Raw genomic sequence first — 21,013 nt, forward strand, 5'->3', positions numbered from 1 at the left:
ATTGAAAATGACTATAAACAAGTATCTAAAACAAAAGTAATTTATGGGAAGATTAGCCGTATACAAATTTGCCTATTTTTTATCTATCCTGTTCACAATCTTCATTCTGGGACTTTCCATCTTCGCTTATTTCTCAGGTAAAATAAATCCGGTAGAGAATATGTTCGCCGCGTACGTTGCTTTAAGCAAACCTATACTGGTGGTTGTCAATACGATATTATTTACTTACTGGCTCATCAGACTCCGGTATTGGTTATGGATTCCATTGACGGGGCTGATGGTAAACTACGAATACATCACTTCCATGTACCAAATTTATAACCCTACCAAGTATGCTAACGAAAACAGACTGAAAATAGTGACTTACAATGTCCACTCATTTGGAAATGAAATCACGGGATTCTCCGCCAAAGAGTTTGCCGAGATGATGAACAAGGAGGAAACGGACGTACTTTGTTTTCAGGAATATAGAGGTAATGGCGACTTTACGGAACAGGATTTACAGAATACGTATGCTAAAACATTCCCTTACTCGTTTATCCCCGAAGGATTGAGTCAGGCCATTTACAGCCGCTACCCCATCAAACAGTCACAAACAATAGAATTTCCGAATACCAATAACGGAGCCATCTGGGCCGACCTGGATGTAAAAGGTATGACGATACGCATCATCAACGTGCACATGCAGACTACCAACTTTGACAGAATGCGTTCCAAAGCAGCACAGGCTCGGGGAGCACAAGATGAGGAACAGGAAAGAGCCATTTATCTGGACTATTCTGACAACTTCCGGGAAAATACTGTCAGACGTGCCGGACAGGCTGAACAAATCAGTTCGCTAATCAATGCCACGGAATATCCCTTGATTGTATGCGGTGACTTCAATGACCCTCCGGGAACTTTTACTTATGAAACGCTGAAAAGCGGCTTGAAAGACGGATTTCAAACCGCAGGAGAAGGGTACGGAGCCACTTACCGGGGGGTTCACCATTTACTACGGATAGACTACTTGTTCCATTCCACCTTATTGGAAGGTATAAAATATAAGGTGATTCCTTATGATATGAGTGACCATAACCCGGTATATCTGGAGGTGGGACTTTGATAAATCACTTCTTCAAAGCTACCGAGAAAAAGAAAGTGGAACCTTTCCCCTCTTCAGACTCAAACCATAAATGCCCACCATTCTTAACAGCGAAATCCTGACATAACAACAAGCCTAATCCGGAACCTTCCTCATTATTCGTTCCGTATTTGCTGAAATGAGTTTCCGTGTTCAACAATTTCTTTTGATCTTCTTCACCCATGCCTTTTCCAGTATCTTTTACACTGACTATGACTTTATCACCCTCTATTCCTGCATTAACCAGAATTTCGGAATCATTATAGCTGAACTTGATCGCATTGCTGAGAAGATTACGCAAGATAGTCTTCATCATATCCATATCGGCATGTACCTCAATCTTTCCGTGCACCGGGAAGTTCACCTTTATATTCTTCATACCGGCTACCAGATTGAAAATTTCGATAACCGAAGCAATATTCCCCACAATATCAAAGTCCTGATAAACGACATTCAGCTTGCCTATCTGGCTTTTAGTCCATTTCAGCAAATTATCCAGCAAAGAGAAAACATCCTCCGTACTTTGATTGGCCATGCTCAGCATATCAAACATTTCCTTACCAATCTGTTCGGACGGAAGACTGAGTATCAACATATTGAGCACCATCTTAATGGATCCCATGGGTGAACGCAGGTCATGCGCGATAACAGAATATAACTTGTCGCGCCCCATAATAATCTTACGCAGTTCTTCCGTCTGCTCCATGATGATCCGTTTGGCGGCAACCAGGGATATCTGATGAGTAACACGGATCACAAGCTCTTCCTTATTAAAAGGTTTGGATATAAAATCATTCGCACCTACCTTGAAACCCTTCACTATATCGGCGGTGGTATTCAAAGCTGTCAGAAATATAATAGGAATATGTTGTGTTTCCGGATCGGCTTTCAATCGTTCAGCAACTTCAAAACCATTCATCTCGGGCATCATGACATCCAACAAAATCAAATCGGGGCGGGCATTGACCGCCTGAGATAATGCCTCCTTTCCATTACCGGCAGTTATCACCTTAAACTTCTCGTTTGTTAACAACACTTTTAACAACAAGACATTAGAAACCACATCATCCACAACTAAAACAGTGTACTCAGAATGACTTATTACAACATTTACATCCGATGTCATAGGTATATATTATTTAGCCAGAACACTTTTAAAATAATCAATCACTTTCGTCAGCCCCTCTTCCAGATGAATGTGAGGCTCCCAATCCAGCTTTTCTCTTGCCAGAGTAATATCCGGCCTGCGCTGACGAGGGTCATCATGAGGTAAAGGTTCGAAAATAATGTTAGAATGAGAACGGGTCAGTTCCAGTATCTTCTGAGCCAGTTCAAATATGGAAAATTCGCAAGGGTTACCGATATTCACCGGTCCTGTGAAATGATCTTCCGTAGCCATCATACGCATCATTCCTTCCACCAGATCATCTATATACTGAAAACTACGCGTCTGTTTTCCGTCTCCATAAATGGTTATATCTTTATCTTGCAATGCCTGTACCACAAAATTGGAAATTACACGTCCGTCATCGGTCAGCATATTAGGGCCATACGTATTGAATATGCGGATTATTTTTACCAAAACACCATGTTGACGGTAATAATCCATGCACAAAGTTTCGGCACAACGTTTTCCTTCATCATAACAAGACCGGTAGCCTATGGGATTCACATTCCCCCAATCTCCCTCCCTCTGGGGATGCGACAACGGATCACCATACACCTCACTGGTAGAAGCCTGAAGTATTTTTGCTTTGTTACGCTTCGCCAGTCCCAACATATTAAACGTGCCGAAGACAGCCGTCTTCGCCGTTTTGATAGCATCATGCTGATAATGTATAGGAGAGGCGGGACATGCCAGATTGTATATCTCGTCCACATCCGTCCAAAACGGATTAATTATATCGTGTTCTATCAGTTCAAAGCGCGGATGCCCGGTCAGGTAACTTATATTCTCTTTACTCCCCGTGAAAAAGTTGTCTAAACATATAACAATATTACCTTCCTCTATCAGACGAGTGCATAGATGTGACCCTATAAATCCTGCGCCTCCCGTTACTAGGATTCTTTTCATTCCCCTTATTTTTACTTTATTTTATGTTTAGCAAAAATAATTGATTCCCTTCACTTGTGCAAACATTTAAAACAAGATTATTCGTTATCTTTGCAAATACTTTGTCAAAATGAGATTTATATGAAGAAATATCCTTGTGTATTAAGTATAGCAGGCTCCGATTGCAGCGGAGGAGCCGGTATACAGGCTGACCTGAAGACAATCTCCGCCTTGGGTGGTTATGCTGCGACAGCCATTACTGCAATCACCGTACAAAACACTTTGGGAGTACGTGCCATACATCCCGTACCACCGGTATATGTGCGTGGCCAGATAGAAGCCGTAATGGAAGATATCCGTCCGGATGCTGTTAAAATAGGTATGATTAATGATGTGGAAATAGTCAAGACCATAGCCTCCTGCCTTCGTACATACCGGCCCCGCTTCGTTGTGTTCGATCCGGTCATGGTATCGACCAGCGGACACCGACTGATAGAAGAGGACGCCATCAGTGCACTGACCCGGGAACTGATGCCTCTGGCCAGCCTGATTACACCCAATCTGAGTGAGGCGGAAGTATTGACGGAACACCGCATAGGCTATGTGGACGAAATGAAAGCTGCCGCATCGGAATTATTAAAGTTCGGTTGCGGATCCGTTTTACTGAAAGGAGGACATTTGGAGGGCGACAAGATGTGCGATGTATTACAAATAGTTGGAGAAGACAAGCCTCATCTCTTTATTTCAGACAAGATAGAAAGCAAAAACACACACGGAACAGGATGTACTCTTTCTTCCGCCATTGCTACTTTTCTGGCACTGGGATATGATATGCCGCAGGCCGTAGAACATGCAAAAGCATATGTCACCAAAGGCATCCACGCCGGGAAAGACGTGCATATAGGCGAAGGACACGGTCCGCTGAATCACTTTTACGCACCTGTCCCGATGAAAATAATGAAATAATTTGTCTATGCGCTAATTACCATGCGGTACATAACGCAGCATATTAGCAAATTGCCTCATTATTATTCCGTAGTTCCGAAAGAAATAATTAACTTTGCAACGTTTTTAAACCAAAATAGGAAAAATATGAAAGCATTTGTATTCCCCGGACAGGGAGCACAGTTTGTAGGTATGGGTAAAGACCTGTACGAAAACTCGGCTTTAGCCAAAGAACTTTTTGAAAAAGCAAACGACATTTTAGGATACCGTATCACAGACATCATGTTTGAAGGTACTGACGAAGACTTGCGCCAGACTAAGGTAACTCAGCCTGCCGTTTTTCTGCACTCGGTAATTTCCGCTCTTTGCATGGGTGATGATTTCAAACCTGAAATGACTGCCGGACACTCGCTAGGCGAATTTTCCGCATTGGTTGCAGCCGGAGCATTGTCTTTCGAAGATGGTCTGAAACTGGTTTATGCACGTGCTATGGCTATGCAGAAAGCTTGTGAGGCACAACCCTCTACGATGGCTGCCATCATTGCGTTGCCTGACGAAAAAGTAGAAGAAATCTGTGAAGCGATTTCTAAAGAAGGAGAAGTGGTAGTGGCTGCCAATTATAACTGCCCGGGACAAATTGTCATCTCAGGTTCTATCGAAGGGATCAACAAGGCTTGCGAGCAAATGAAAGCTGCCGGTGCTAAACGCGCCCTGCCGTTGAAAGTGGGAGGCGCCTTCCACTCTCCGCTGATGAACCCCGCCAAAGTGGAACTGGAAGCTGCTATCAACGCTACTGAAATTCATACTCCGAAATGCCCAGTATATCAGAATGTGGACGCTTTACCTCACACAAATCCCGCTGAAATCAAGGCAAATCTGGTGGCTCAGCTCACCGCTTCCGTACGCTGGACCCAGACTGTGAAGAATATGGTTGCCGATGGTGCCGATGACTTTACTGAATGCGGACCGGGTGCTGTACTGCAAGGACTGATCAAGAAAATTGATGGATCGGTCAACGCACACGGTATTGCTTGATAAATAAATTTCAGTTATTATAAATTTTATACGGATTACCGGAATATGCTGAGTAATCCGTATTTTTTTATGGCATTTCACAAAAATATTCGTAAGTTTGTCGGTATCTAAACGAGATCAGACTATGAATGAATTTAAATATAACATTGGTTATGCCCTGAGCGGAGGATTTATAAAAGGATTTGCCCATTTGGGGATTATGCAGGCTTTGCATGAACATGGCATCAAGCCGGAAATACTTTCCGGAGTAAGTGCAGGTGCTCTTGCCGCCGTCTTCTATGCCGACGGCAAAGAACCTTTTCATATTGTTGAACTTTTTGAGCACCATTCATTCAAAGAACTGACCACTTTTTCTATCAACAAACAAGGTCTGCTGAAACTGGACAGTTTCATTGATTTCTTAAACAGCAACCTGGAGTCGAAAATGATAGAAGAACTAAAAATCCCCACTATTATTACCGCTACCGATTTGGATCACGGACGCATCGTTTCTTTTAAAAAAGGGAAAATAGCCGAAAGGCTGGCTGCTTCCTGCTGTATGCCTATCTTGTTTGCCCCCATACGCATCAACAATACATATTATGTAGATGGAGGAATCTTGATGAACCTGCCGGTAAGCCCCATCCGCAAAGAATGCGAGAAAGTGATAGCACTCAATGTAGACCCGCTGGTAGCAGATGAATATAGCAAGAATGTGGTAAGCATCGCACTCAGAGCCTATCATTTTATTTTCCAAGCCAATACACTGCCTCAAAAAGGGATTGCAGATTTGCTAATCGAATCATACGGACTGGAAGAATACAGCAACAGGGAGCTGGAAAGAGCCGAAGAGATATTCGAAAAAGGATACAATACGGCAACGGAACTCCTGGACAGATTACTCCTGGAGAATGGAACGATTTGGAGATAAACAAAAAAAAGAATAAAATGGATACACAAGAAAAAATTATTATCTATCAGGTATTCACCCGTTTATTCGGGAACAACAGCCTGCGTTGTAAGCCTAATGGTTCTTTGGAGGAAAACGGTTGCGGAAAAATGGCCGATTTCACGACAAAGGCTTTAAGCGAGATCAAAACACTGGGTGCTACACATATTTGGTATACAGGTATCATTGAACATGCTACCCAAACCAATTATACCCGCTATGGTATCAAACCCGATCATCCTGCAGTAGTAAAAGGAAAGGCCGGATCACCGTATGCCATCAAGGATTATTATGATGTAGACCCTGACTTGGCAACCAGTATCCCGGACCGTATGAAAGAGTTCGAGAATCTGGTAAAACGAAGCCACAAAGCCGGATTGAAAGTCATCATTGATTTTGTCCCCAACCATGTAGCCCGCCAATATGGTTCAGACGCCAAGCCTGAAGGAGTAACCGATTTGGGTGAAAAAGATGATATGACAAAAGCATTCAGCCCCAACAATAATTTCTATTATATTCCAGATACAAAACTGGAAGGTAATATCGACCTGCACCGTGGCGCAGCGGAACCTTACATAGAATTTCCGGCAAAAGCAACCGGTAATGACCGTTTTGACGCATGGCCCAACTCCAATGACTGGTATGAAACTGTGAAACTGAATTATGGTATAGACTACATGAACGGTCATAGCCGCCACTTCGAACCGATTCCGGACACATGGGTAAAGATGCGTGACATCCTACTGTTCTGGTCTGCCAAAGGCATTGACGGATTCCGCTGTGATATGGCAGAAATGGTTCCTGTAGAATTCTGGGGATGGGTGATTCCGCAAATCAAAGCCGAACATCCGGAACTGATATTTATCGCCGAGATCTATAATCCGGGAGAATACAGGAATTATCTGTTCAATGGTAAATTCGACTATTTATATGACAAAGTAGGTCTGTATGATACGCTACGCGCCATTACCTGCGGATGGGAATCGGCAACTGCTATTCCACAACGCTGGCAAAGCTTGGGAGGTATCGAAAAACGAATGCTCAATTTCCTGGAGAATCATGACGAGCAGCGCATAGCTTCCGATTATTTTGCCGGAAACGGCTCGAAAGCCATCCCCGCAATGATTGTATCGGCTTGCATGAATACCAACCCAGTCATGATTTACTTCGGGCAGGAATTGGGAGAACATGGCATGGATACGGAAGGTTTCAGCGGGCGTGACGGAAGAACTACTATCTTTGATTACTGGAGTGTGGACAGCATACGCCGCTGGCGCAACGGAGGCAAGTTTGACAATAAATTCCTGAATGAGGATGAAAAGCAATTGAAACAATTCTATACCCGCCTGCTGAATATATGCAACAGTGAAAAAGCCATACGGGAAGGTGTGTTCTTTGACTTAACCTATGCCAATCTGGCCGGATGGGTGTTCAACGAACATAAGCAATACGCCTTTTTACGAAAACAGGATGATGAACTGATATTAATTATGGTCAACTTTGACTCCATACCGGCACGTTCAGCCGTCAATATTCCGCAACATGCGTTTGATTATTTAGGCATCCATCGTTATGGAGAATATGAGGCAACCGAATTGCTGACCGGAAACACAGAGAAGCTCACTCTTATGCCGGACAAAACAACTCCCGTATTACTAGATGGAATGAATGGAAAAATTCTGAAATTCAAGCTATAGTTTCCCACCACAGATTACTCAGATTAACACAGATACAGATTGAAATAATCAATAAATCGTATTTCAATCTGTGTAATCTGTAGTGAAAAAATATTTTAATTCTAGGAAAATACAAATTCTTTCATTGTCCTATCTCTTCAACAGACCAATTTTCAAGTTCAGTTTAAAATAATAGACTCCGTTCTCACGTTCCAGATATCCATATTTATCTTTTTCAGTGGAACTTTTCTCAAACCGGGAATTAACAAACAGGAAATCGGCAAAGACCTGACGGTCAGCCTTCTGATAACAAAGTATCTCTCCATTACCATCTACAAACAAAAAACCGGATATAGCAGAATCTATCCCATTAAAGATCTTGGCAGGACGCATTCCCAAAGCCAAAGCCATAAGAAACTGCTTCATCTTATATTCATAATAACTATGCTTATGAATCAATTCATCCTTTATTTTCAACGGATTGATTTGTTTGATTGCTTCTATCAGGTCACTAACTTTGGATATGCCATCCAAATGCATGACACGCAACATCTCGCCCAACATACGGGGAAAATGAAGATCTATCATGCAAAGATTACTGCGGAATACTTTATCGGCCACATCATTATATTTCAAGATTCCTCCCAAACGTTCTATCATCAACATACGCCCTGCCACATCGTCTTCTTCACCAAAAGCATTAATTTTGTTTACGGTAGGAGTAGCGAATTTAACACCTGTCTGCTCGAACTTCAAATTGGCGGCACGCCCTCCATCCAACAACGGGAACATAGTCCCCAAACGGGAACGAACGCAAAAACCTACCAACGGGGCCTCTATACCGTAAAAAGCAACATAAAAATCAGTACGGTCATCCGTCTTTGCTTCCAAGTCATAAATGGCGACTTCATCCAAAAATTCTTCCACACCGTCGGGAGACATCACATCATTCTCGCGACTCTCTTTGACAGCAGCAAAAACCAACTCTGCCACAGCCGCAAAATCCTCACGAGGTATCTGCTTATCTATCTTTTCCCCACAAATACGTACGGTCGCCTCATCCTCCAGAATATAACGGCGTGTCCCGTCATGTTCCTCACGCTGTACCATCGCCACAGGAAACTTTTGCACTTCATTCCTTTTCACATCAGGCGTACCTGCATACACATATCCGTCCGCTAACAAGCGGAAAAAGGCGTAAAGCTCGCCCCACTCTCTCTTTGTCGCTTCAAATGCCATATATTTTCTCTTTTTACTATCGTCAGCTATTTTTTAACGGCTGCAAAGATACGCAAAAGAAGTCTTAAAAAACAGGTTTTCGAGAAATACAAATATTAAACAATGTTATATAGCATACTTTTTAAGTCTGATTATTTGCTATTTTCCAAAAAGTCCGTATCTTTGCAATGTGTTTTTCATAGTATTAGATTTAAGGTTAACAAAGGTTGGAGCAAGGCGTTGCTCCTTTTTTATTTTATCCCCCTTATTTTTATGATAAAACAAGTATTTCTTTTAATCCACAAACCTCGATCTATCTTAAATCAGTTCTCAACAAAATCCCTCCAATAGGATAATCAGGTAGAAATTTATGAAGGGAACACGGATGTCATTTATATTCCAATTGAACCGATGAATTAGCATTTATCAACAAATGTATCACAAATCACTGCATTTCTATAAACCTGTTCCTTATCCAGTTTGTTCTAAATGGCAAAGACAATCTTTATAAATGATAGAATCATGAAATTAAAAAAAGGAAGTATTGCATTACTAACATTGGCAGGTATGTTCTATATGAGCGTACAAAAAGCGGATGCATGCACGCGTGCCGTCTATATCGGACCGGACAATATGGTAATAACTGGACGTACAATGGATTGGAAAGAAGATATTATGAGTAATATCTATGTTTTCCCCAGAGGAATACAACGTGCAGGATATAATAAAGAAAATGCCGTGAAATGGACTTCAAAATACGGCAGCGTCATTGCAACAGGATATGATATAGGTACGTGTGACGGAATGAATGAAAAAGGATTGGTTGCCAGTCTGTTATTTTTGCCAGAATCCGTCTTTGACCGTCAGGGAGATACACGTCCTGTCATGGGAATCAGTATATGGACACAATATGTACTGGACAATTTTGCCACCGTACATGAAGCTGTCGAGGAACTGAAAAAAGAATCATTCCGCATTGATGCTCCCCACATGCCCAACGGTTCAGCTTCCACTCTTCACCTGGCTATTACAGATGAAACAGGAAATACAGCGGTTCTGGAATATCTGGACGGGAATTTAAGCATACACGAAGGAAAAGAATTCCAAGTGATGACCAATTCTCCACGATATGATTATCAGTTAGCTATCAATGATTACTGGAAAGAAATAGGAGGATTGCAAATGCTGCCGGGTACAAACCGTTCCAGCGACCGCTTTGTGCGTGCCTCTTTTTATATACATGCAATCCCTCAGACTCCGGACGCTAAAATAGCTGTACCCAGTGTACTCAGTGTGATGCGTAATGTATCCGTCCCCTTCGGAATTACCACACCGGACAAACCTCATATATCTTCCACCCGCTGGCGCTCTGTATCCGATCAGAAGAATAAAATATATTATTTTGAATCGGTCATGACTCCTAATCTATTTTGGTTGGATTTGAAAAAAATCGACTTTAGTCCCAAAGCCGGAATCAAGAAACTGCCTCTCACCAACGGAAAGATTTATGCAGGGGATGCCGTAAAAGATTTAAAAGACAGCGACTCATTCGTCTTTTTATTTCAAACCCCTGTGATGTAAAATAGTAAAATCAGTATGACGTTCATGCCTCATGAAAATCGGTTGAGAGCCTCGTGAACGTCATACATTTTTACGAATGTGCTCCCCCTCTGGCATTAAGTATCTTTTAAAATTCGTTGTTTTATAATAATACAAAAGCAATCATTTCCTCTCTGCTTCCTCATTACAAAAGAATAATTTATCTTTGAACGGATTTTAATATCCCATCAAAATCAGAACAAAAATAAAATAACTATGGAACAACCATCACTCAACGACCATAATAAACAGGAGTACCCTCCCATGCATACCACAGAGCATGTCATAAACAGGACAATGGTCAATCTTTTCGGATGCGGACGAGCAATATCCGCCCATATAGAACGCAAAAAAAGCAAGCTGGATTTTGCGCTGCAAACATGTCCGGAAGAAACGGATATTACAAGAATAGAAAACACCGTAAACGAAGTATTGCGAAGAAATTTGCCCGTTACAATGGAATTTATCTCTCAAGAGGAAGCTATAGGACGTTTTGACATGAAACGCTTACCGGAAAAAGCTTCCGAAACCGTACGGATTGTAAAAGTCGGCGATTACGATGAATGCCTCTGTATAGGTCAACACGTGAAAAATACGTCCGAAATAGGTACATTTAAAATTATAAGCTACGACTATAAAGACGGAATCTTCCGTATGCGGTTCAAGCTGATATAGAACGACTGTCAATCTGTCCCCCCTAAAATTACAAATTGGCAGTAGTCTTGACAATCAAATGTTTAAAGAGGCTTACCAACTTTTAATGCAAAGGTTCTAATCTTTAAGAAAACCTTTATAGGTTTAAAAGAGTGCAATATAAACCGCATATCATCGAACTAATGGTATGCGGTTTGCATTATGGATAGTGAATGACAAAACCGAAAGGTGAAGGAATTCAGAAATAAACAAAATGTTTAACCAAAACCTATAGGAGATTAAGATTATGATGCCAGTAAGAAGATCAAACCAAACATGGTTACCAAGTATTTTTAATGATTTCTTTGATAACGACTGGATGGTAAAAGCCAATGCAACAGCTCCCGCCATCAATGTTATTGAAAGTGACAAAGACTACAAAGTAGAAGTCGCCGCTCCGGGAATGACCAAAGAAGACTTCAAGATTCATATCAACGAAGACAACGACTTGGTTATCTCTATGGAAAAGAAAACAGAAAGTACTGAAGGTGATAAAGAAGGCAAGAAAGAAAGCCGTTACTTGCGTCGCGAATTCTCTTATTCTAAATTTCAACAGACATTGATCCTGCCTGATGATGTAGATAAAGATAAAATTGATGCAAAAGTAAACGATGGTGTATTAACTATCGAGCTGCCGAAGCGTACACCGGAAGACAAAGAAAAAGCAGCTAAGGTTATCGAAGTTAAATAACATGCTCTCAAATTCAGAAAAGAGGGATTGCCTATGAAAGGGCAGTTCCTCTTTTGTTTTTATAAAAGTCCGTTTCTATTTACTATAGGTTCATCGTAACCTTACAACCCAAAGATATAAATCTTTCACCTGCAAGATCTATAATCTTCCGGGGGTAAGATCTATAATCTTCGCATTGCATCCTCCCTTCCCTATTCTGGTCCATATTGTCGGCTGTCTTTACGCACTATACCTCGCTAATGTCTACTTAACATATTTATCCAACATTTTTTCCAAGGCATTTTGTGAAACCGGCTTAGTCAGAAAATCATCGCATCCGGCTTCTATAGCTCTGTCTTTGTCGGACTCAAAAGCAAAGGCAGTCAAAGCGACAATAGGCACTTCTTTTGAATAAGAACGAATCAGGCGCGTAGCCTCCAGCCCATCCATATGGGGCATCTTGATATCCATCAAAATCAAGTCAGGCTGATGTTCTTTAAATTGATTCACCGCATCCTCTCCATCCTTAGCCCATAGCAGATTACATCTTTTTCCTAACAATGTCTTTAACAGCAAAAAGTTGCTGTCCACATCTTCCGCCACCAGTACTGTTCTTCTTTGCAATACTTTTCTCAGTCCCGTACTCCCTGATTCCGGACACTTCGTACCCCTTCCGGATTCCGGACATTTTTTACCCGCCTTATAAGGAATCGTAAAACGAAAAGTAGAACCTTCATTCAGTTTGGATTCCGCAGTAATCTCTCCACCTATTTTTTCTACAATCACCCTACAAATCGCAAGCCCCAAGCCTGTTCCCTGAACAAAAGTATTCAGTTTCACGAAACGCTCAAAAATCATTTTAATCTTCTCCTCGGAGATCCCCATCCCTGTGTCTTTTACATAAAAATCAATATACTCCTTCCTCACTTCAAAACCAAAACGGATTTCCCCTTTGAAAGTAAATTTTATAGCATTGGTTATCAAATTTGTAACGACTTGCATAATTCGGTTCTGATCTTCATTGATTATCAAGCTGGTGTCTTTATTGTCTAATATCAAAACAACCCCAGTCTGCACCCGATCCTTGTGCATCTCATACACATTACGGCACAATTCTCCCAAGTCCATTGGATATCTGACGTATTCCAATGTACCGGCCTCTATTTTTGCCAAATCAAGAATATCATTGATTAATTGCAACAATATTTCCGAATTCTGGTTGATAATATCCGAATAAAGTTTTTCATCCGCCGCATTATCCGCCATAGTCATCAAACGGGAAAAACCTACTATTGCATTCAAAGGAGTACGGATTTCATGGCTCATATTGGCTAGAAAGGCTGTTTTCAGCCTGTCGGACTGCTCAGCCTTGATACGGGCCTGAACCAGCTCTTGCTCTATGTTCTGCATATTAGTAATATCCCACGAAATGCCAATAATAAGCGGTGCACGCCCTTCCAGAGGAACTAATGTTTTTAAAGTCTGCACGATGCGGGTCTCGCCTGTAGCCGTCACATACGTTTCCTGCATTTCCATGCGCTCTCGGGTACGGATCAATTCCAAATCATCCCGATGAAACTTCTCCGCATTCTCATGTTCGGGAAACACTTCAAAATCAATATGACCCAATGCCTTGGAAGCAGGAATTTTAGAGTGACTGGCAAATGCTTTGTTCCAATAAAGGTATCGGAAATCATCCTCAGGGTCTTTCACAAACAAATAAACAGGAATATTATTCAGTATGGCATCCATCAGATAATTCAGTTCACGCAATTCGTCACGGTTCTTGATAACATCCGTTATATCCTGCGTAAAGAACCAAATCATTTCCTCACCCTGATTTTGAATCATAAAAGCCGAAACCTGATGAACACGAAGTTTTGTTTCTCCCACACGGGTATATTTAGCACGATAAGCAAAATTACCTCCATTATCACGAATCTCTTGAACACGTTTATCAAATATTTCTTTGGTATTCAGAGAAACAGGTAAATCATAAACTTTTTGTGTGCCCAACTCCTCTTTCACTCCATATTCCTCAATAAACTGCCGGTTGGCATAAACTAAGGTTCCGTCAACCGATACAGCCAGAATACTATCACTGACCTTATCCAGTACCCGTTTAAATATTTCCAAGTTCTGCTGTGTGGCAACTCTTTCACTAATATCACGACACATTATCAGTACATATTCTTCATCTAAGGGGAAAATACGATTTTCATAATAATGAAGTGTCCCGTCCACATCCAATTCATGATGGGCGGTAGAACCTCTACCTGTCGCAATAGCCTTCTGAAGATTATTATGTATATTGTGATAAGCTTCTTTAGGAACCATATCCTGCATACGCATCCCTTTAAAATCATTGTTGGATACACCCACATGATTGGTTTCTTCATTAGACACCACTTCTATACCCGTTTCCTCATGATTGAATACGGTGAGCATATCCGGCAAAGAATCTAATATTCTTACCGCATATTTCTCCTTGAAACTAACGCTATCAAAGTTTTTTTCAGAAGAAGATAATTTTTCTTTCAGCAGCCTGTTCTCCTCTTTCAACGATTCAATTTCCTGCTCTAATGCTTTAAGCTTGTGTTCACAATCCATTTGTATTGAATATCTTTAGGATTCCTAATCGGACAAAATTAGGAAACTTTTTGTGAACAAAGAAAGAATAGTGAATAATTTTCTAATGAAAGAGAAGTCACTGATTAATAGTTAATGGAGTGCACTGTTATGCCGCACCCCATTAACCACACATCACTAAACATTCAAATCATTTATATTCCGCCCAGCTCTTGATAGCGATATCATCCACCGTCATGGTACAGAAGGCATTGATAAACGCGCTTGCCAGACGGGCATTGGTAATCAAGGGCACATTCAGGTCGATGGCGGCACGACGGATCTTGTACCCGTTATCCAACTCTCCGGCTGTCAGGTTCTTCGGTATATTGACTACCATATCTATCTCTTTCCGGTGCAGCATATCCAGTGCCTGAGGCTGCCCTTCCTCACTGGGCCAGTAGACACGGGTATTCTCCACCCCGTTCTCAGTCAGGAAGTGGGATGAGCCTCCGGTGGCATAAAGTTTATAACCTTTCTTCTGTAACATACGGGCAGCTTCCAAAGTATCCGCTTTCTGCTTGGCGTTACCAGTTGAAAGCAACACACTCTTTTCCGGAATACGATAGCCCACAGACAACATCGCCTTCAATACGGCACACGAAGTATCCGTACCGATGCAGCCGACTTCACCGGTAGAGGCCATGTCTACCCCCAATACGGGATCTGCCTTCTGCAAACGATTGAAAGAGAACTGGCTGGCCTTGATGCCCACATAATCCAACTCGAAAAGATTCTTGTTCGGTTTCTCTACCGGCAATCCGAGCATCACCTTCGTAGCCAGTTCGATAAAATTGATTTTCAACACCTTGCTGACAAAGGGGAAGCTGCGTGAAGCACGAAGGTTACATTCAATCACCTTGATATCGTTATCCTTTGCCAGATATTGTATATTGAACGGACCGGAGATATTCAATTCCTTGGCTATCTGACGGGAGATGCGCTTGATGCGGCGTACCGTTTCCACATACAGTTTCTGAGGAGGGAACTGAATGGTGGCATCCCCCGAGTGCACGCCGGCATATTCAATGTGCTCACTGATAGCGTATGCCACAATCTCACCATTCTGTGCCACAGCATCCATTTCCACTTCCTTAGCGTGCTCAATGAACTGGCTCACCACTACCGGATGCTTTTTCGATACGTTTGCAGCCAGTTTCAGGAAGCGTTCCAATTCCTCTTGATTGGAGCAGACGTTCATGGCCGCACCACTCAGCACATACGAGGGACGTACCAAAACAGGGAAGCCTACTTTATCAATAAAAGCATGGATATCCTCCATAGAAGTCAATGCGCTCCATTCAGGCTGATCTACACCAATGCGGTCCAGCATGGCCGAGAATTTATCACGGTCCTCGGCATTATCAATGCTCTTGGCACTGGTACCGAGGATATTTACATTTTGCGCATCCAAACGGAGAGCCAGGTTATTGGGAATCTGACCGCCGGTAGATACAATGACTCCGTGAGGGTTCTCCAGTTCGAGGATATCCATCACACGCTCAAAAGTAAGTTCGTCAAAGTAAAGACGATCGCACATATCATAGTCGGTAGAAACCGTTTCGGGGTTATAGTTGATCATGACACTGCGGTAACCCTCCTTACGGATGGTCTGTAAGGCCTGTACCCCACACCAGTCAAATTCCACCGACGAACCGATGCGGTAAGCGCCCGAACCCAGTACCACAATGGATTTATGGTCGCCCAAGTATTTCACATCATTGGCCACGCCGCTATAAGTCAAGTACAGATAGTTGGTCTGTGCAGGATACTCGGCTGCCAAGGTATCGATTTGTTTCACCACCGGAAGAATTCCCACCTGCTTGCGATGATTACGCACATACAGGATACCGTCTTCCATATCACCCTCGTAGCCAATGGCACGGGCTATCTGGAAATCGGAGAATCCCTGCACTTTCGCCTTGCGGAGTAACTCGTCCGGCATATCGGTAATCTGCTTATGGTTATTGCCCCATTCGTGCATCTCTTTAGAAGTGTCCATGATGTGCTGCAATTTCTGCAGGAACCATTTGTCAATCTTGGTCAGCTCATGAATCTGGTCTACCGTGTAACCTGCACGCATGGCTTTGCTGATCACGAAGATGCGCTTGTCCGTCGGCTCTCGAAGGGCTTTGTCCACATCCTCTATAACCAGTTCCTTATTCTCTACGAAGCCATGCATTCCCTGGCCAATCATGCGCAAACCTTTCTGAATGGCTTCCTCGAAAGTACGTCCGATGGCCATCACCTCGCCCACCGATTTCATGGACGAGCCCAACTCACGGTCCACACCATGGAACTTGCCCAAGTCCCAACGGGGAATCTTGCACACCACATAGTCCAGTGCAGGTTCGAAGAATGCGCTGGTGGTCTTTGTCACCGAGTTTTTCAAGTCGAACAACCCGTATCCCAAGCCTAATTTGGCGGCAACGAAAGCCAACGGATATCCGGTCGCTTTGGAAGCCAATGCAGACGAACGCGAAAGACGGGCGTTGACCTCAATGACACGGTAATCTTCCGATTCGGGATCGAAGGCATACTGTACATTACATTCGCCCACAATGCCGATATGGCGGATGATACGGATAGCCAGTTCACGAAGTTTATGATACTCCGCATTGGTCAGTGTCTGCGAAGGGGCGATCACGATAGACTCGCCGGTATGGATACCCAGCGGGTCAAAGTTCTCCATGTTACATACAGTGATGCAGTTATCATAACGGTCGCGGACCACTTCATATTCCACCTCTTTCCAGCCTTTCAAACTCTTTTCCACCAATACCTGCGGCGAGAAAGAGAAGGCCTTTTCAGCCAGAACATTCAGTTCCTCTTCATTGTCACAGAAACCAGAACCTAGTCCACCCAATGCGTAGGCGGCACGGATAATAACCGGATAACCTAATTCTTTAGCAGCGCGACGGGCATCTTCCAAGTTTTCCACCGCTTCACTCTTGATGGTCTTTACATTGATTTCATTCAGTTTTTCTACAAACAACTCACGGTCCTCCGTATCCATGATGGCTTGTACGGGAGTACCCAACACACGGACATTGTATTTTTCGAAAATACCTGCTTTGTACAGTGCCACCCCACAGTTCAAGGCAGTTTGTCCGCCGAAAGACAGGAGCACACCATCCGGACGTTCCTTTTCTATCACCTTCTCTACAAAATAAGGAGTAACGGGCAGGAAATAAATCTGGTCCGCCACCCCTTCGCTGGTCTGCACAGTAGCAATGTTCGGGTTGATCAGAACCGTTTCAATCCCTTCTTCCTTCAAGGCTTTCAGCGCTTGCGAGCCTGAATAGTCAAACTCTCCGGCCTCGCCAATCTTCAAGGCGCCGGAACCTAATAATAATACTTTCTTTATTTCGTCTTTCATACTTGTTCTTTTTAATACACGGTTTATAACAACTTCACAAATTCATCAAACAGGAACTCGGTATCCGTAGGTCCCGACGCCGCTTCCGGATGGAACTGTGCCGAGAACCAAGGTTTGGTTTTATGCCTGATGCCCTCGTTGGAACCATCATTCATATTGATGAACAGCGGTTCCCAATCGGTTCCCAATGTATTATTATCTACTGCATAACCATGGTTCTGGCTGGTAATGAAACAACGTTCCGTTCCCACCATGCGCACCGGCTGGTTATGACTGCGATGACCGTATTTCAATTTATAGATAGTAGCACCTCCTGCTTTTGAAAGCAACTGATTCCCCATACAAATGCCAAAGATAGGCTTGTCGCTCAAGCTCATCGCCTTGCGGATATGCTGTACCGCCTCATCACATGTATCCGGATCACCCGGGCCGTTCGAAATAAACAATCCGTCATACTCCATCCCTGTAAAATCATGGTTCCAAGGAACGCGGATCACTTCCACATCCCGTTTCAGCAGACAGCGGATGATATTTGTCTTTACACCACAATCCACCAACACCACTTTCTTCTTGCCGGCGCCTTCGTTGTAACGAATCACTTCCTTGCATGATACTTTATCCACATAGTTGATACCTGCATACGTTGCTTCGGGCACTTTATCGGGCTCATCATTAAATACGATCTTCCCCATCATCACCCCATGTTCGCGAAGGACTTTTGTCAGTTCACGGGTATCGATGCCTGTAATGCCCGGCACTTGCTCACGCTTCAGCCAGTCGGCCAGACTTTCTTTCGCATTCCAGTGACTGAATTCTTCACTGTAATCACTTACAATAATCGCTTCGGCATGGATACGTTCACTCTCCATAAAAGTGGCCAAGCCGTTGGGTTCGACAGTAAAGGGAGGCACCCCGTAATTACCGACCAACGGGTAAGTCAAGGTCATCAACTGCCCCGCATATGAAGGGTCTGTCAAGCTCTCAGGATAACCGGTCATAGCGGTATTAAACACCACTTCACCGGCTACCGGTTTCTCATAACCGAACGACTTGCCCGGGAAACGGCTCCCGTCGTCGAGGATCAATGTTACATTTCTCATCTAATCTATCTTGAATTGTTATTCTTTAGAATTGATATACTTTTTCTATATAGTCTATAAACGCCTGGTTCACCAGCTTCACTCCACCCGGAGTAGGATAATCTCCACTGAAATACCAGTCGCCCGTATGGTTGGGACATGCTTCATGCAATCCTTCCAATGTCTGATAAACAATCTCCACTTTAGCTTGCGTACCTTTCGGAGTGAGAAGTTCCACCATTTTTGCCGCAATCTCCTCGTTGGTGAAAGGAGCATAAATTTCTTTTACGTAGTTCACCATCTGCTCTTTGGGTAACCCCACCTGGTCTTTCGATTTGTTGTAAGCACGGGCTATTACATCTTTCATATCTCGTTCTTTCAATAAATCGATAGCAGCCTTGAAAGCGATAAACTGATCCATGCTGGCCATATCAATACCATAATAGTCCGGATAACGCACCTGTGGAGAAGAAGAAACAATGACGATTTTCTTCGGATGCAGACGATCAAGAATACCGATAATGCTTTGTTTCAATGTAGTTCCCCGGACGATGCTGTCATCAATAATAACCAGATTATCCACATGAGGTATCAAACTACCGTAAGTAATATCGTACACATGGGCGGCCAAGTCATTCCGGCTGTTGCCTTCGGCGATAAAGGTACGCAGCTTGATATCCTTGATGGCCACTTTTTCGCTACGGATACGCCAGGACAGGATTTTTTCCAGTTCCTCGTGATTGGGATGATGTCCCAAAGCCTCTATCTTCTTTACTTTCAGTTCATTCAGATAATTGTCGAATCCTTCCAGCAGTCCATAGAAAGCCACTTCCGCCGTATTGGGTATAAAAGAGAATACAGTATGCTCCACATCATAGTCTACCGCTTTCAAGATAGGATTCACCAGTTTTTCACCCAGCAGCTTTCTTTCTTTATAAATATCCATGTCGCTTCCCCGGCTGAAATAGATTCGCTCGAAAGAACAAGCTTTCTTCTCTTTCGCCCGGTTGATCTGTGCCAGACGCATCTTTCCGGTCTTGCTCATCAATATAGCCTGTCCCGGTTGCAATTCATTGATGCTTCCGGCAGGTACATTCAAGGCAGTCTGAATGACGGGACGTTCGGACGCCAATACCATGATTTCATCGTCCATGTACCAGAAAGCCGGACGGATGCCCCACGGATCGCGTACCGCAAAAGATTCACCGCTACCGGTCATACCGCAGATCACATAGCCTCCATCCCACTCCTTGCTCGAAGTCTTGAGGACATTGCCCAAGTCAATGCGGTCTTCTATGGCGTGAGTGATATTCATACCCTTCAGACCTTCCTTCTCACATTCCACATAGAGGCGCTCCACCTCACGATCCAAACGGTGTCCCACTTGTTCCAACATAATATATGTGTCGGCATATTTACGCGGATGCTGGCCGTCAGCAGTGATACGTGCGAAAATCTCATCCACATTGGTCATGTTGAAATTGCCGCACAGTGCCAGATTCTTGGCACGCCAATTGTTACGACGCAAGAACGGATGCACGTAGGAGATACCGCTTTTTCCGGTAGTAGAATAACGCAAATGACCCATGTACACCTCTCCGGCAAAGGGAAGGCATTTCTTGGCGTATCCGGCATCATGCAATTGTTCGGGCGCCAAATCCTTGAAATGATTTTGCACCGTACCGAATATCTCTGTTATCGCCCCTGAACCTAAAGCTCTTTCACGGAACATATATTCTTCACCGGGATTGGCCTCCAGTTTGACACAGGCCAGCCCGGCGCCTTCCTGTCCGCGGTTATGTTGTTTTTCCATCAGCAGATACAGCTTGTTCAAGCCATACATCCAGGTTCCATACTTTTCCTGATAATATTCCAGCGGTTTCAGCAGTCGTATCATAGCGACCCCACATTCATGCTTTAACGGTTCCATGCTCTCTCTTTACTCCTTAAATTAATATATCATTTTCAGATTCTTATAAAAACATCC

The 21,013-nt window shown here is 43.3% G+C and carries 15 protein-coding genes; 8 read left to right on the top strand and 7 right to left on the bottom strand.

Annotated features, from left to right (window positions below):
* The first annotated feature begins 43 nt into the window (after positions 1-43).
* The gene (locus AB5935_RS15460) at positions 44-1,105 is read left to right on the top strand and encodes an endonuclease/exonuclease/phosphatase family protein (protein WP_007840221.1); all 1,062 of its coding nucleotides are present in this window, start codon (positions 44-46) and stop codon (positions 1,103-1,105) included.
* Between the two features lie 4 nt (positions 1,106-1,109).
* Here the strand turns inward: AB5935_RS15460 and AB5935_RS15465 are convergent, their stop codons facing one another.
* The gene (locus AB5935_RS15465; protein ID WP_007832345.1) at positions 1,110-2,249 is read right to left on the bottom strand and encodes a response regulator; all 1,140 of its coding nucleotides are present in this window, start codon (positions 2,247-2,249) and stop codon (positions 1,110-1,112) included.
* A 9-nt stretch (positions 2,250-2,258) separates the two neighbouring features.
* Positions 2,259-3,197 carry a UDP-glucuronic acid decarboxylase family protein gene (locus AB5935_RS15470; protein WP_007853959.1) on the bottom strand — a complete coding sequence of 313 codons (939 nt, stop codon included), beginning with the start codon at positions 3,195-3,197 and terminating at the stop codon, positions 2,259-2,261.
* A gap of 120 nt (positions 3,198-3,317) precedes the next feature.
* Here AB5935_RS15470 and thiD point away from each other — a divergent pair, with 120 nt between their 5' ends.
* The 4 genes from thiD (at position 3,318) to AB5935_RS15490 (ending at position 7,781) form a co-directional block, all read left to right on the top strand.
* Positions 3,318-4,142, top strand: a complete 825-nt coding sequence (gene thiD / locus AB5935_RS15475) for a bifunctional hydroxymethylpyrimidine kinase/phosphomethylpyrimidine kinase (protein ID WP_007832342.1) — start codon at positions 3,318-3,320, stop codon at positions 4,140-4,142.
* Positions 4,143-4,268: 126 nt separating this feature from the next.
* Positions 4,269-5,156 (top strand): ACP S-malonyltransferase, encoded by an 888-nt coding sequence (gene fabD, locus AB5935_RS15480; protein ID WP_008653546.1) that lies wholly within the window; start codon positions 4,269-4,271, stop codon positions 5,154-5,156.
* Between the two features lie 124 nt (positions 5,157-5,280).
* Positions 5,281-6,066, top strand: coding sequence for a patatin-like phospholipase family protein (locus tag AB5935_RS15485; RefSeq protein WP_007832337.1), 786 nt, complete (start codon positions 5,281-5,283; stop codon positions 6,064-6,066).
* Positions 6,067-6,083: 17 nt separating this feature from the next.
* A complete protein-coding gene (locus tag AB5935_RS15490) occupies positions 6,084-7,781 on the top strand; it encodes an alpha-amylase family protein (protein ID WP_007840210.1) in 1,698 nt (565 codons plus the stop codon).
* Positions 7,782-7,910: 129 nt separating this feature from the next.
* Here the strand turns inward: AB5935_RS15490 and AB5935_RS15495 are convergent, their stop codons facing one another.
* Positions 7,911-8,999, bottom strand: a complete 1,089-nt coding sequence (locus AB5935_RS15495; protein WP_007853954.1) for an HpaII family restriction endonuclease — start codon at positions 8,997-8,999, stop codon at positions 7,911-7,913.
* A gap of 501 nt (positions 9,000-9,500) precedes the next feature.
* On the opposite strand from AB5935_RS15495, the gene AB5935_RS15500 reads away from it, so the two are divergent.
* The 3 genes from AB5935_RS15500 to AB5935_RS15510 all read left to right on the top strand — a co-directional run bounded on the left by AB5935_RS15500 (position 9,501) and on the right by AB5935_RS15510 (position 11,961).
* Entirely contained in the window at positions 9,501-10,559 is a 1,059-nt protein-coding gene (locus AB5935_RS15500; protein WP_007840208.1) for a linear amide C-N hydrolase, read from the top strand.
* Positions 10,560-10,793: 234 nt separating this feature from the next.
* Positions 10,794-11,252, top strand: a complete 459-nt coding sequence (locus AB5935_RS15505; protein ID WP_007832327.1) for a hypothetical protein — start codon at positions 10,794-10,796, stop codon at positions 11,250-11,252.
* A gap of 265 nt (positions 11,253-11,517) precedes the next feature.
* On the top strand, positions 11,518-11,961 hold the full coding sequence (locus AB5935_RS15510; protein ID WP_005839658.1) for an Hsp20/alpha crystallin family protein: 444 nt from the start codon (positions 11,518-11,520) through the stop codon (positions 11,959-11,961).
* A 243-nt stretch (positions 11,962-12,204) separates the two neighbouring features.
* Here the strand turns inward: AB5935_RS15510 and AB5935_RS15515 are convergent, their stop codons facing one another.
* The 4 genes from AB5935_RS15515 to AB5935_RS15530 form a co-directional block, all read right to left on the bottom strand.
* The gene (locus tag AB5935_RS15515; protein ID WP_038610495.1) at positions 12,205-14,550 is read right to left on the bottom strand and encodes a PAS domain-containing protein; all 2,346 of its coding nucleotides are present in this window, start codon (positions 14,548-14,550) and stop codon (positions 12,205-12,207) included.
* A gap of 169 nt (positions 14,551-14,719) precedes the next feature.
* The gene (gene carB / locus AB5935_RS15520; protein ID WP_007846414.1) at positions 14,720-17,947 is read right to left on the bottom strand and encodes a carbamoyl-phosphate synthase (glutamine-hydrolyzing) large subunit; all 3,228 of its coding nucleotides are present in this window, start codon (positions 17,945-17,947) and stop codon (positions 14,720-14,722) included.
* Between the two features lie 23 nt (positions 17,948-17,970).
* Positions 17,971-19,047 (bottom strand): glutamine-hydrolyzing carbamoyl-phosphate synthase small subunit, encoded by a 1,077-nt coding sequence (gene carA, locus AB5935_RS15525; RefSeq protein ID WP_038610498.1) that lies wholly within the window; start codon positions 19,045-19,047, stop codon positions 17,971-17,973.
* A gap of 25 nt (positions 19,048-19,072) precedes the next feature.
* Positions 19,073-20,956 carry a hypothetical protein gene (locus AB5935_RS15530; RefSeq protein ID WP_007846411.1) on the bottom strand — a complete coding sequence of 628 codons (1,884 nt, stop codon included), beginning with the start codon at positions 20,954-20,956 and terminating at the stop codon, positions 19,073-19,075.
* Between the last annotated feature and the right edge of the window lie 57 nt (positions 20,957-21,013).

Origin of the sequence: Phocaeicola sp. RTP21198st1_B8_RTP21198_201120 (assembly GCF_040929485.1) — a bacterium.
GTDB lineage: Bacteria > Bacteroidota > Bacteroidia > Bacteroidales > Bacteroidaceae > Phocaeicola > Phocaeicola dorei.